This window comes from Hydrogenimonas sp. (genome assembly GCF_029932565.1).
Taxonomy (GTDB): domain Bacteria; phylum Campylobacterota; class Campylobacteria; order Campylobacterales; family Hydrogenimonadaceae; genus Hydrogenimonas.
In genome coordinates this window covers 1-12902 of the sequence record NZ_JAOZPV010000053.1, presented here as the reverse complement: position 1 = coordinate 12902, position 12902 = coordinate 1, and the positions used below count along the sequence as shown (strand labels likewise).

At 53.8% G+C, this 12902-nt stretch carries 11 protein-coding genes; 6 read left to right on the top strand and 5 right to left on the bottom strand.

The window, feature by feature from the left end; genetic code table 11:
- Positions 1-37: 37 nt before the first annotated feature.
- From Q1K24_RS07065 to Q1K24_RS07055, 3 genes are read left to right on the top strand one after another with little or no spacing between them, the layout of a single operon-like run.
- Positions 38-970, top strand: coding sequence for a histone deacetylase (locus Q1K24_RS07065; RefSeq protein WP_300368057.1), 933 nt, complete (start codon positions 38-40; stop codon positions 968-970).
- A gap of 32 nt (positions 971-1002) precedes the next feature.
- Complete coding sequence (locus Q1K24_RS07060) at positions 1003-1470, top strand: NfeD family protein (RefSeq protein WP_300368054.1); 468 nt, start codon at positions 1003-1005, stop codon at positions 1468-1470.
- Position 1471: 1 nt separating this feature from the next.
- Entirely contained in the window at positions 1472-2317 is an 846-nt protein-coding gene (locus tag Q1K24_RS07055; protein WP_300368051.1) for an SPFH domain-containing protein, read from the top strand.
- Here Q1K24_RS07055 and Q1K24_RS07050 read toward each other — a convergent pair whose 3' ends face one another.
- The 4 genes from Q1K24_RS07050 to eno form a co-directional block, all read right to left on the bottom strand.
- A complete protein-coding gene (locus Q1K24_RS07050) occupies positions 2318-2725 on the bottom strand; it encodes a hypothetical protein (protein WP_300368048.1) in 408 nt (135 codons plus the stop codon).
- Positions 2726-2733: 8 nt separating this feature from the next.
- Positions 2734-2973 carry a hypothetical protein gene (locus tag Q1K24_RS07045; protein ID WP_300368045.1) on the bottom strand — a complete coding sequence of 80 codons (240 nt, stop codon included), beginning with the start codon at positions 2971-2973 and terminating at the stop codon, positions 2734-2736.
- 72 nt (positions 2974-3045) lie between these two features.
- Positions 3046-5175 (bottom strand): alpha-glucan family phosphorylase, encoded by a 2130-nt coding sequence (gene glgP / locus Q1K24_RS07040; RefSeq protein ID WP_300368042.1) that lies wholly within the window; start codon positions 5173-5175, stop codon positions 3046-3048.
- Positions 5176-5177: 2 nt separating this feature from the next.
- Entirely contained in the window at positions 5178-6455 is a 1278-nt protein-coding gene (eno, locus tag Q1K24_RS07035) for a phosphopyruvate hydratase (protein ID WP_300368039.1), read from the bottom strand.
- Positions 6456-6614: 159 nt separating this feature from the next.
- On the opposite strand from eno, the gene Q1K24_RS07030 reads away from it, so the two are divergent.
- The 3 genes from Q1K24_RS07030 (at position 6615) to Q1K24_RS07020 (ending at position 11777) form a co-directional block, all read left to right on the top strand.
- A complete protein-coding gene (locus Q1K24_RS07030; RefSeq protein WP_300368036.1) occupies positions 6615-8486 on the top strand; it encodes a TIGR00341 family protein in 1872 nt (623 codons plus the stop codon).
- 19 nt (positions 8487-8505) lie between these two features.
- Positions 8506-10389 carry a mechanosensitive ion channel domain-containing protein gene (locus tag Q1K24_RS07025; protein ID WP_300368033.1) on the top strand — a complete coding sequence of 628 codons (1884 nt, stop codon included), beginning with the start codon at positions 8506-8508 and terminating at the stop codon, positions 10387-10389.
- Positions 10390-10466: 77 nt separating this feature from the next.
- Positions 10467-11777: a chloride channel protein gene (locus tag Q1K24_RS07020; protein WP_300368030.1), complete on the top strand. Its 1311-nt coding sequence runs from the start codon at positions 10467-10469 to the stop codon at positions 11775-11777.
- A 225-nt stretch (positions 11778-12002) separates the two neighbouring features.
- Here Q1K24_RS07020 and Q1K24_RS07015 read toward each other — a convergent pair.
- Positions 12003-12902: putative PEP-binding protein (locus Q1K24_RS07015; RefSeq protein WP_366903715.1), on the bottom strand; the 900-nt coding region annotated here is incomplete at its 5' end.

Below are 12902 nucleotides of genomic sequence, written 5' to 3'. Positions count from 1 at the left end.
AAACAATCACTTTTGATCATTTGGAGAGTAACCAATCATGCTCCGACACGTCGCTTACATCACCGATCCGATCTATCTGCTTCACGACACCGGAGAGTGGCATCCGGAATCGCCCGAGCGTCTCCGTGCCATCGAAAGGGCTGTCACACCTTTGAAAGAGAAAGTTGCGGAGCTTTCGCCGATTCGTGTATCCGAATCGCTGCTGGAAACTGTCCATACACCGGAACACATCGAGAGTGTCAAATGGCACTGCGGCGCCCTGGAACCCATCGATGCCGACACCATCTGTTCCGAGCACTCGTACGAGGCAGCGCTTATGGCCGCCGGAGCCGGCATTGTGGCACTCGATGCAATCAGAGAAGGAAAGATCGAGCGGGCATTCTGCGCCGTCAGGCCGCCTGGTCATCACGCCACTCTCACGCAATCGATGGGGTTCTGTCTTTTCAACAACATCGCCATCGCGGCCCGTTATGCCCAGTCGCTCGGTTACGGAAAAGTGGCCATCGTCGACTTCGACGTCCATCACGGCAACGGCACACAGGATATCTTCTATTCCGACGGATCGGTTCTCTACTTCTCGACACATCAGTCGCCTGCCTATCCGGGTACGGGATCCGCATCCGAACGAGGCACCGGCGACGGGAAAGGCACAACCTTCAATTTTCCCTTCCCGCCCGGCAGCGGTGATGCGGATCTATTGTCTGTGTATCGGGAAGAGCTTCCGAACATTCTTACCCGTTTCAAGCCCGACATACTGCTTGTCTCTGCAGGTTACGACCTGCACACAGCGGATCCCCTCGCACAGCTTGATGTGACGACGGAGGGTGTAAGAGATATCGTACGGGCCATCCTGGAGATCTGCGACGTTCCGGCCGTTTTCATGCTCGAAGGGGGCTACAATGTCAACGCACTGGGCGAGTGTGTCGCCGTCACGATCGAAGAACTTCTGAGCGCTTCGCAAACCGCGTGACTCATGCTATACTCTGAATAAAAAGGTTTGTCATGGAATTTTTGTCCGAAACGATATTGTGGTGGCACTGGATCGTGTTGGGCATCGTGCTCGTGGCCGCGGAGATTCTCATTCCCAGTTTCATCGTGATATGGTTCGGCGTTGCGGCGATCATCGTCGGAGCTGTCGATTATCTTTATCAAACATCTTTCACGAACGAGCTGTTTCTGTGGGCTGCGCTTTCCCTCCTTATGGTCGGCCTCTATTATCTCTACTTTCGCCGGAAAGAGCCGGCTTCCCATGTGGGTCAATCCGAAGGTGAATATGCCGATATTCCCGGTATCATCATTGAAGATATGGAGGAAGGGCGCTATCGTGCCCGTTTCGACCTGCCGGTTCTCGGTGACCGCGTCTGGATCGTCGAGAGCGAAAAGGGTATCCCGCTCAAAGAGGGTGACCACATCAAAGTCGATCGGGTCTACGGACAGATCATCAAAGTAACCAAACTGGAAGGAGTATAGCATGGCCGGATTGTCCATTGCCGTTGTATTGCTTGTCGCCGTCTTTATCGTACTGCTTTTTGGCATACGCATCGTACCGCAGGGCGAAGAGTGGATTGTCGAACGGCTCGGAAAGTTCAAGAAGGTGCTCAAGCCGGGCCTCAATATCATCATTCCGTTCATCGATTCGGTCCGGTCGAAAATGACGACCCGCGACATCATTCTCGACGTGCTGAAACAGGAAGTGATCACGAAGGACAATGCCGTCATCATCGCGAATGCCGTAGCTTTCATCAAGATTACCGATCCTGTCAAGGCGCTTTACGGCGTCGAAGACTTCAAGCTGGCCATTCAGAACCTCATCATGACCACGCTGCGCTCCATCATCGGAGAGATGAAGCTGGACGAAGCCCTCAGCAACCGGGAGATGATCAAGGCAAAGTTGAAAGAGCAGATCGTCGACGACGTCTCCGACTGGGGCATCACCGTCAAAACGGTCGAGATCCAGGACATCACGCCGAGCGGCTCGATGCAGCAGGCGATGGAACAGCAGGCAGCCGCCGAACGGGAACGCCGCGCGATCGAAACGCTGGCGGAGGGAAAGAAAAACGCGATGATTCTCGAAGCCGAGGGAAAACTGGAAGCGGCGAAACGCGAAGCGGAAGCGCAGGTGAAACTGGCCGAAGCGTCGGCCGAAGCGATCACACAGATCTCCTCATCGATCGAAGGGCAGCCGACCGGTGCCATGTTCCTGCTTGGCGACCGTTACATCGAAGCACTCAAAAAGCTCTCCGAGTCGGAAAACAGCAAATTCGTCGTCTACCCTGCCGATCTGCAGGAGAGCATCAAAGGGCTGTTTAAAAAATAATCATTTTCCCCTGCGTTTTTTTTCGATGATCAGATCCGATCTGTGCCGAAGCCGGTCGGCTCTCCTGAACTTCTCCAAGCGCTTCATAATGGGATCGTTTCCGGGAATTTCCTGCTTTCCGGCGCCCCTTTTTTTCTCTTTCGTCACCCTTTTCGCATCACTTCCGAAACCCAGACGCATCACCGAAAAGAGAATGAGCCCTCCGCACACCAGGACAACAAGCCATTTGATCAGCAGATAGGAGCCGATGGCACCGGTCTCCCCCGTTTTGACAGCGAAATCGGCCATATCTTCGTAGATCGCATCGGCAATGTAGATGCCCACGAATCCCGCAGCGATAAACACCAGATAGCGCATGTTTCGCCTGAAAAAGAGGCCGAGCGCCGCCCATTTGAGGTAGTGATACACCTTCTCTCCTATATCCAGCTGATGCCGAGCAGCGCCAGCAACGCGATGATGCCCCGGCTTTTGTATTCGCCGATCAGTTTGTCCTCTTCATCGGTGATGATGATCTCCAGCTCTTCGTCACTGAGTGACTCGATGTCGACTCGGCTCTCCACCAGTCGGGCACGGGTTCGCAAAATCGCTTTTTCCCGCAGACGCAGATAAAATTTGTCCCTCGTACGGGCGGGAAGGTTTTTGATTGTCTCATACATGTTCATCATTCTATTTTATCACAACTGCAGAATCCGTCTCAAAAGTATTTCCCATGGCACAGACCTATTAAGTCAGCCTGATCGGCACCGTTTGGATATCGGCATATAGAACTTCGCCAGATACTCCTTCATCATCCGCCGACCGCTGAAGGCGGATGAGACGCTTTTCATCGATTCGCGCATCATATCGATCCATCCCGCCGGCAGATTGCGCTCGTCGAGGGTATAGAAAAGCGGTACGATCTTCCGTTCGATCGTATCGTAGAGTGCCCGGGCATCTGCCTCGTCGTCCGAAATCTCCCCGCCGAAAGCCCAGCCGTTTTTACCCGTGTAACCCTCCGGCCACCATCCGTCGAGTGTGGAGCAGTGCAGCGTTCCGTTGATCGCCGCTTTCATACCGCTCGTACCGCACGCCTCCATCGGAATGAGCGGATTGTTGAGCCAGACATCGCATCCGCGGACCAGATACTTCGCCACATTTTCGCCGTAATCCTCCACGAAAGCGATACGCCCTCTGAATCGCGGATCCTGCGCCGCCTTGAAAATCCTCTGGAGAATCTGCTTGCCGGGAGTATCCGCGGGGTGGGCCTTCCCGGCAAAGATAATCTGCACCGGCCGCGCGTAGTTGTTGACGATCCTCTCCACTCTCTGCAGATCGTGCAGGATCAGGTCGGGCCGTTTGTACTCGGTCATTCGACGGGCGAAGCCTATGGTCAGCACATCCGGATCGAGCATCACCCCTTCGGCCATAGCCACGAGAGGATCGATCCCCTCGTCCGCCCATTTGCGCCGTACCCGTTCGCGGATGAAGTTGACCATCCGTACTTTGTAGGTATAGTGCAGATTCCAGATCGTCTCGTCATCGAGTTCGTCGATCCGAAGCCATATATCTGGCAATTCCTGCATGTTCAGCCAGTTTTCACCCAGAATCCGGTCGAGTTCGTCGACCAGTTCGTCGCCGAGCCATGTAAGCAGGTGGACACCGTTGGTGACATGGTCGATCGGCGCCGACTTCGGTCCGTCATGATCGAAAACGTTTTTCCAGATCTTTCGGGTCACGTCACGATGTTTTTTGCTGACGGCGTTGCGGTAGCGGCACATTTTCAGACCGAATACCGTCATGTTGAAACCCCCGGCCGGATCGTCCGGATTGATCCCGAACTGCATGAACCGCTCCTTGTCCATTCCCAGCCGTTTCCAGTACTCTTCGAAGTAGTGGCTCATCATGTCGAAGTTGTAGACATCGGTGGCTGTCTGGAGCGGGGTGTGGGTCGTAAAGACAGAGCTCTCCTTCACCCGTTCGATCGCATCCTCGAGTTTCATCCCCTCGTTTTCGATGAAGGCCCTTACACGTTCGAAAAGGGCAAAGGCCGGATGCCCCTCGTTGAGATGGAGAATCGAGTAGCGGATGCCCAGCTCTTCGAGCACCCGGTATCCCCCGATCCCCAGGACGATCTGTTGACGCAAGCGCTGGTTCATGTCGGGAGTGTAGAGACGGTAGGAGATCTCCCTGTCCCATGGATCGTTCTGCTCGATGTCGGTATCGAGCAGGTAGAGCTTGACCTTTCCCACATTGATCTTCCAGACACTGGTGTAAACGGGCGGATCGATGAAAGGGACCCGGATCGTCATATGGTTTCCCTCTTTGTCCAGTACCCGCTCGATGGGCGCCGTATCCTTGTTGATCGTCTCGTTGGCGCCGTTCTGCCACCCGTCGCTTCCGATCACCTGCCGCACGTACCCCTGCGGATACATGAAACCGATCCCGACCATCGGAAGCCCCATGTCGCTGGACTCTTTCAGGATATCTCCCGCCAGAAATCCCAGTCCTCCGGAGTAGATGGGCACCGAATGGTGCAGCCCGTACTCGGCGCAGAAGTAGGCGATGGGGAGCGGCTCCTCTTCCGAGTAGACGGTTCTGTCCTCCATATACCGTGTAAAAAGCGCGTGGACGTAGCGGTATTCGTTCATAAAGGTTTCGTTCGCCGTCAACCTCTCGATCTCTTTTTTCGAAAGAGACTGCAGCAGTTTGATCGGGTTGTTGCCGCTCTCCTTCCACAGATAGGGATTGACCAGCCTGAATAGGTTTTTCCCGTCCGCGTTCCACGTCCACCACAGATTGAGGGCTATCTCACCCAGCCCCGTGATCTCGTCGGGAAGCTCCGGTATCGCTATATTTGCCGAAGGGTCCAGGCCGGGCACCGTTATCTCCAGTAGTAGAGTGCATTGGACTGAAGATCGTCCTCGATCTCCAGCAGACGATTGTACTTGGCGAGCCGCTCGCTGCGCGAGGCCGAACCGGTTTTCAGATGGCCGCTCCCCATCGCGACGGCGAAGTCGGCGAGGAAGGTATCGGCCGTTTCACCCGAACGGTGCGATAGGAACGCACGCCATCCGTTTTCGAGGCAGAGACGCACCGCATCGACCGTCTCGGTGACGCTCCCGATCTGGTTGAGTTTGATCAGCGACGCATTGGCCGCATGCTCTTCGATACCGCGCGCGATAAATTTCGTATTGGTGACGAAAATGTCATCACCGACCACTTCGATTTTGTCGCCGAGCGCTTCGGTAAACTTCACGAATCCTTCCCAGTCCTCTTCGGCCAGTGGATCTTCCCAGAGAATGATCGGATATTTTTCGACCCATCGTTTGGCCAGATCGATCATCTCGTCGCTCGTCAGCACGCCGCCGCCGGACCATTTGAGATCGTATTGACCCTTTTTGCCGACGACAAACGAAGTCGCGGCACTGTCGATCGCGATGGAAATGTCGACACCCGGTTCGTAACCCGCTTTTTCGATCGCCTCGAGAATCAGATCCATCGCCTCTTCGTTGCTCCCCAGATTGGGGGCGAATCCACCCTCGTCGCCGACGGCGGTCGCATACCCCTTGGCTTCGAGAATCTTTTTCAGCGTATGAAATGTTTCGGCGACATAGCGCAATCCTTCCGAAAAGGTTGGCGCACCATGCGGGACAGCCATAAATTCCTGGAAGTCGACACTGTTGTCGGCATGCTCTCCTCCATTGAGTATGTTCATGCAGGGCACCGGGATACGTCGCGCTTCCGAACCACCCAGATAGCGGTAGAGTTCGGTTCCCTGGCTCTCTGCCGCCGCCTTCGCCACCGCCATCGAAACACCGAGAATCGCATTGGCACCCAATCGGCTTTTGGTCTCCGTGCCGTCGAGTTCGATCATCAGGCGGTCGATCATCGCCTGGTCTCCCGCATTCAGACCGACAATCTCCGATGCGATGATCTCATTGACGTTTTTGCACGCCTGCAAAACCCCTTTTCCATGGTATCGGGATGGATCGCCGTCACGGAGCTCCACCGCTTCGTTTTCACCTGTGCTCGCTCCCGAAGGTACGGATGCGCTCGCTTTCGTGCCATCTTCGAGTGACACGAATACACGCACTGTCGGGTTTCCACGGGAGTCGAGAATCTCCAGCGCCCTGAGAGACGCAATCGTTGTATGACTCATTGTTGCTCCTTCTGCATATCGGACAATCGTGAGAATCATCCTTTTCCCCATTTTATCCCAAAAGAGCTTGGCAAACCGTGTATAACGGATGATACTCTTTTTCATCGATTTAGTGGTATTCTTATGCTATCACTCCATTTAACGACACAAAGGAGAGGCATGGCCGCTGCTCCCGCCATTTTCATGCATCATCACACTCTTGAAAAAGAGAGGGTCGAAGAGATTGTTTCAACCATCGAAAAGTTGAGTGGTGAGAAAGTGGAAACAGCTGTTTTCAAGCCGAAGAAGAGCACCATTTCAGCGGAATCGAAACTCTACACCATGATCCCGGACGATCTGTTCGCCGAATGGCTCGAAAAGATCGGAAACGAGAATCTGACGATCATTGTTCTGCCTTACGAGCACAATCCCTTCCAGCAGAGAAGTTACGCCATTCCAAAAAAAATCGAGGATGCCGTCTCATTGGCGATCGCCGAATCGCCCCAAACCATCGCTTCCTATATCCGCTGCAACGAGGAGCCGACAATCGGCTGCATTACGATAGGCAAAACCGAATGGGTCGAACGCCCAGGAATCGCCGAAACACTGCAAAGAGTTTTTTCCATGCGCTTGCGGATTCTCCATATCAAAACGACCAAAGAGCAGGAGATCAAAACGGCGGCACTCATGATCGAAATGGGACACGAAGCGCTTCTGAACAGAAGACGCTCTTACTTTTTCAAAGCATCCGACAACCAATGCCATCGCGTCGCAGCCGTCGTCTATGCACCACAGAGCATTTTGGGTGCTTTGAAACTTCGAATCTTCCTTGCAAACAAAAAACGCGACGAAGCGGACAATCTGCCACCGGGAATCGGCACACTGAAAGCTGAATCGTTGACCATTACTTCGCCGGAAAACCAACCGTTTCCGGTTGAATACAATGGCAGAAAAATCAAGCTGCACGAGCTCGTCGTCGAAAGTGTGGCGATGAAAGCGAAAGTCGTTACCGGCGAAACAAGCTGCATCAGTGGTGAAGAGAAGGAGAGTATACGCATGCAGAACCTTCCGACCGACAACGAACTGATCAGCTTTTTCGCCAAAAAGCCTCTGCCTCTCGTTCCGATCGCAGAAGAGAATGCTTTTGCGGAACTTTTTACGAAACTGCGTGATGCGGCAAAAATGAAGAGGGCCTATCTTGTGCTTCTTCTGATCAGTGTTTTGATGGCAACGATGGGTCTTTTCCAAAACTCCTCACCCACAATTATCGGTGCGATGATTCTGGCACCGCTCATGGGCCCCATTATCGCCTTCGCCATGGGGGCTATCCGTTTCGATGAGATGTTGATGCGCAGCAGTGCCAAAACGGTCCTCCTGTCGACGATGATCGGCCTGATGGCATCGGCCTATCTGGCATGGGTCATGCCCTTCATCCACCTGACCGATCAGATGACGATGCGTACCCATCCCACACTGCTGGACCTCGCTGTAGCCATCTTCGCCGGTATCGCTGCCGCTTACGGATACGCCAACTCGAAAGTTGGTGAAAGTCTCGCCGGCGTCGCCATCGCCGTCGCCCTGGTTCCGCCGTTGTGTGTTTCCGGCATCGGCATCGGCTGGGGGTCATGGAGTCTCTTTGCGAACGCTTTTCTGCTTTTTCTGGCAAACATCGTGGGCATCGTCGTCGCCTCCGGAGCCATGTTCTACCTGATGGGATACGCATCGAGAACATACGCTTCGACCGCCTTTGTCATCAAATTGATGATGGTCGCTGTCATTGCGATCCCCCTCTGGCTTTCGACGCGCACGCTTCTTGCCGAGGAGCATATCTACAGCGAATTTTCACAGATCGAAAAGGTGGACCTTCCGGACAAAACGGCACGGATCCACCTCTCGAAAGTCTACTACCGCGAAAACGAACTCTACGCGATCGTCACCATAACCGTGGACAGAAGCCTTACGACCGAGGAGAAAAATTTCATTGCCAACGAGATCAAAGGGAGATTGGGCGAAAATGTGCGCCTGGTTTTCAACTATCGGGAAATCTACTGATGCCGGGAGTGTTTGCGTCATGAAAGCGATATTGAAACATTTCATTGTCACTCTTTTTTCGTTTTTGACTTTCACGGTTGCCGCTGCATCCGACATCAATACGACGATCGTCGACGGAAATGCCACGCTCTACACGAATCTTCTGAAAAGGATCGCGAAAACGGCTCCCCGAAGCGATGAAACTGCCCTGCAGAGCGCACTGATCAAAAAGCTGATCAACATGACGAAACCGGCCCACCGCAGAGCGATCGAACTTTCCGTACCCAAAGACGAGGAGAGTTACCGGTCGCTTATCATTCAGTACGGCAACTGGTCGCTCTCCAAACACCAGCTCGAAACGAGCCTGAGCAACCTGAAAGAGAAGATCGAGATCATCAGAAAACAGATCGGTGAAGAGGAGAGTAAGTCTCCGAAAAATCTGACGCTGCAACTGCAGTACGCTTTCTACGTCAAAGGGGAACGGGAGTACCGCCGTAAACTGGCCATGTACAAGAACCTCATCAGAGAAGCTCCGCCCTTTTTCGTGAAAGGCATATCGAAAGTGGCGTTCGACATCAATACGACGATGCATAATCTCGACCGCATCGAAGAAAAACTCGAAAAGATCGAAAACGAGATCCAGAGTTACGACATCGAAAGGGAACGGCTCAATCTTCTGGGAAAGACGGAGATGGTCAGGCGGCTCAACTACGGCATCCAGGTGCTCCAGGCGAAACGCTACAGCCTCCTCACCGACAAACTGGCAGAGATGTTCATTCTTTACTCCGATGCTCTGAAACGACATGACAGCCCTAACACTTTCGCGCTTCAGAACCGTATGATGGAGATCATGGAGAGCTTCTTTCCCTCCCGGGTACGCAACGATTTAAGCGATCTCTTCAACACGATGGACACGTCGATTCTCGGCCGTGCCGAAACGATCAAAGGTGCGACGATGGAAGAGATACGGCACACCTTTTCCCTCTTCTGGGAAAAGATCAGCGAACCGCTCTTCTCCGTCAACGAAACGCCCATCAGTACGTTCAAACTTTTCATAGCCATTCTCATTTTCATCTTCGGTATCCTGATCGGAGGGTTCTACAAAACCTATCTGAGAAGGCTTTTCAGCAACCATCGCAGCATCACACAGTCGACCCAGACCCTGTTGGCGAATCTCGGTTATTACATTATCATTATCATCGCCTTCTTCAGCGCCCTCAACATCGTCGGCGTCAACCTCTCCTCCATCGCGTTGGTGGCGGGAGCCCTGTCGGTCGGTATCGGTTTCGGCCTGCAGAATGTCGTCTCCAACTTCGTTTCCGGCATCATCCTGATGTTCGAACGCAGTATCAAGATCGGCGACTACATCGAGTTCGACGAGAATCTCCGGGGTCACGTCTCCGACATCCGCATGCGCTCGACGACCATCACGACCAACGCCAACATCGACGTTATCGTCCCCAACCAGGACCTGATCCAGAACCGCGTCATCAACTGGACCATGAACGACCGCATACGCCGTTTCGACATCCCTTTCGGCGTCGCATACGGCACCGACGCGGACCGGGTCATCGAAGTGGTCCTCGAAGCGGTCAGAAAGAGCGGTTTTACCGACATCCTGGAAACGCCGACACGAAAGACGCGTGTCATCATGATCCAGATGAACGACAGCAGTGTCGATTTCGAACTCCATGTCTGGATACGGGGTCGGGAAACGCTCTATCCCAAACGGACCCGTTCGAGATTTCTGATTCTCGTCTACAAAACGCTCTACACCAACGGCATCGAAATCCCCTTCCCGCAGCGGGATATTCATATCCGCTCGGTCGACGGAAAGATTCCTCTTCTTTTCGATATCGAAAACGGTAAAACCTTTCCAAACGATCGTTCAGGGGAAAAAGAGAGCGAGGAAGAAACTTCATGATATTCCCTTACATTTCTATGCCATTTCAAAAAATGATCGTATCGGTCACAATAGTATTCGGGCCGGTGGAGTAACCGGTGCCAATCGTCGCCCGCATTCTCACCCTCTCCGTTGTCGTGGGAGTCATCACGGGCCTGGCCATCTCCCTGTATGTCCTGGCGACACGCTGGCTGGCGGAGTTTCTATTTCTGGGGCGATCTCTCGATACGCTCACCTCTCTTCCCGTCTGGTATCTCTACCTGGTGCCGACGGCCGCGATCTTCATCGTCAACTGGCTTATCGACAAGGATCCCGCCGTGCGGGAATACGGTGTCACCGAAATCGCCAACACCGTCACCGGCAACAAGGAGTTCATTACACTCAAAGGCCTCGTTCTCAAGATCGTCGCATCCATTCTCTCCCTCGGCAGCGGCTTCACCGTCGGGAACGAAGGCCCTTCCGCCGCCATCGGCGCGATGATCGCCTACAAGACCAACCAGCTCTTCAAGGTTCCCGAACGGTTCGTCCGGCTGATTATCAGCATCGGGGCCAGCAGCGGTATCGCCGCCGTCTTCGTTTCACCCATCACCGGCATCGTTTTCGCCATCGAAAACATCGCCTACGAATTTGTCCAGCGGCTCATCGGGCCGATCATTCTGGCGGCGATCATCGCTTTCGGCATCGCCTACCAGTTCATCGAGCCTATCGTTTTCCGCTATTCGGTCGGGCATGTTTTCCAGGTCGGTTATGTCGCCGCGACTCTTCTGTTCATTCCGGTGATCCTTTTTTTCCTCTTCATCTATCTCACCCTCAAAAACCACATTTTCAACCGCTTCAACCACGCGGTACTGAACCGGTACGGAAAATGGCGCAACCCGATTTTCGCCATACTGGGCGGCCTGACGGTCGGCACGATGCTCACCTTCGCTCCTTTCACCGTCTTTTCCGGCCACGAAGTGGTCACGGCTCTCATCAACGACAAACTGCATATATCCGTCGTTCTCATCACGATCGTGGTCTTTCTGCGTATTCTGACCACCGTCGTCTCCATCTATTCCAACGCCGTTGGCGGTCTGTTCCTTCCCCTCATGAGCATCGGGGCGCTCATCGGCTACGGTTATGCGGAAGTGTTCGGATACTACGGTTTCCATGTGGAACCCTACAGCTTCGCCGCCATCGGTGCCGCGGTATTCATGGGCGTCGTCATGCGCCTGCCCCTCACCGCCATCGTGCTGGCGCTGGAAATCACCTATGACTACAGCGTCATCGTTCCTACCGGCGTGGCCGTCATTCTCGCCACCTATTTCGCCAACCTCAACTTCAATATCCGGAAACTGAAAGCCACCGAAATCAAAGTGAGCATCGAAGAGAAGGAGTGCCAGTACGGCAAAGAGATAAAAGAAAAGTAAATATAGAAAATTTGGACAAAAGAGACTCCGGCACATCGGTATAAGCCATCAATTCTCTTTTTTTCAGATAGCTGCCCGATGTCAGAAGAACGATACCGTCGACAAAGAGGCCGATGCCCACGAAAAGCCCGAGGGGATAGAGGGAACTACCAGAAATATCGCCGCCTGAACAATGGAGAAAATAGCGTTGATTAGAACCCCTTCACCGGTCTCGTCGCAAACATATCAAATTCTTCCCAGTTTTTTCTCCAGTTCCACCACATCCCGGATCGTTTTGAGGACACTGTCGGGGTTGAGACTCATCGAATCGATCCCCAGCTTCACCAGAAATTCCGCCACGTCCGGATAGTCCGAAGGTGCCTGGCCGCAGATGCCGCTGTGGCGGCCGTTTCGCCTGGCTCCTTCGACAGCCGTCTCGATCATCTTCATGACACCCGGATCGCGCTCGTCATAGTCGAACGCGACGATCTGGCTGTCCCGGTCGACCCCCAGTGTCAGCTGTGTCAGGTCGTTGCTGCCGATGCTGAAGCCATCGAAAATTTCGGCAAAGGCATCGATGAGAATGACGTTGTTGGGGATTTCGCACATCACATAGATTTTCAGGCCGTTTTCACCCCGTTTCAGACCATATTTCGCCATCGTGTCGAGCACCTTTTTCCCCTCGTCGACACGGCGACAGAATGGGATCATCAGAATGACATTGTCAAACCCCATCTCGTCACGTACCCGTTTCATCGCCGCACACTCCAGTGCGAACCCCTCCTCGTAGGCCGGATGGGCATAACGCGCCGCACCCCGGAAACCGATCATCGGATTCTCCTCTTCCGGTTCGAAATAGTTTCCGCCAAGCAGGGAGGCATATTCGTTGCTCTTGAAGTCGCTCATGCGCACGACACAGGGATTCGGATAGACCGCGGCGGCGATCGTCGCGACTCCTTCCGAAAGCGTTTTGACGAAAAATTCGGTCATACTGCCGTAGGCACGGCTGATCTCCTGCAGCGATTTTCTCGTCTCTTCGTCGACCTTTTCGGGTTGCTTCAGCGCCATCGGATGGGCCTTGATGTACTCGTTGATGATGAACTCCATCCGCGCCAGCCCGATGCCGTCGACAGGAAGATGGGCCAG

Bases quoted from the DNA above. Each gene is read 5' to 3' on its own strand.
- Q1K24_RS07065 (WP_300368057.1), top strand. From the start codon at position 38: ATGCTCCGACACGTCGCTTACATCACCGATCCGATCTATCTGCTTCAC.
- Q1K24_RS07060 (WP_300368054.1), top strand. From the start codon at position 1,003: ATGGAATTTTTGTCCGAAACGATATTGTGGTGGCACTGGATCGTGTTG.
- Q1K24_RS07055 (WP_300368051.1), top strand. From the start codon at position 1,472: ATGGCCGGATTGTCCATTGCCGTTGTATTGCTTGTCGCCGTCTTTATC.
- Q1K24_RS07045 (WP_300368045.1), bottom strand. From the start codon at position 2,973: ATGTATGAGACAATCAAAAACCTTCCCGCCCGTACGAGGGACAAATTT.
- eno (WP_300368039.1), bottom strand. From the start codon at position 6,455: ATGAGTCATACAACGATTGCGTCTCTCAGGGCGCTGGAGATTCTCGAC.
- Q1K24_RS07030 (WP_300368036.1), top strand. From the start codon at position 6,615: ATGGCCGCTGCTCCCGCCATTTTCATGCATCATCACACTCTTGAAAAA.
- Q1K24_RS07025 (WP_300368033.1), top strand. From the start codon at position 8,506: ATGAAAGCGATATTGAAACATTTCATTGTCACTCTTTTTTCGTTTTTG.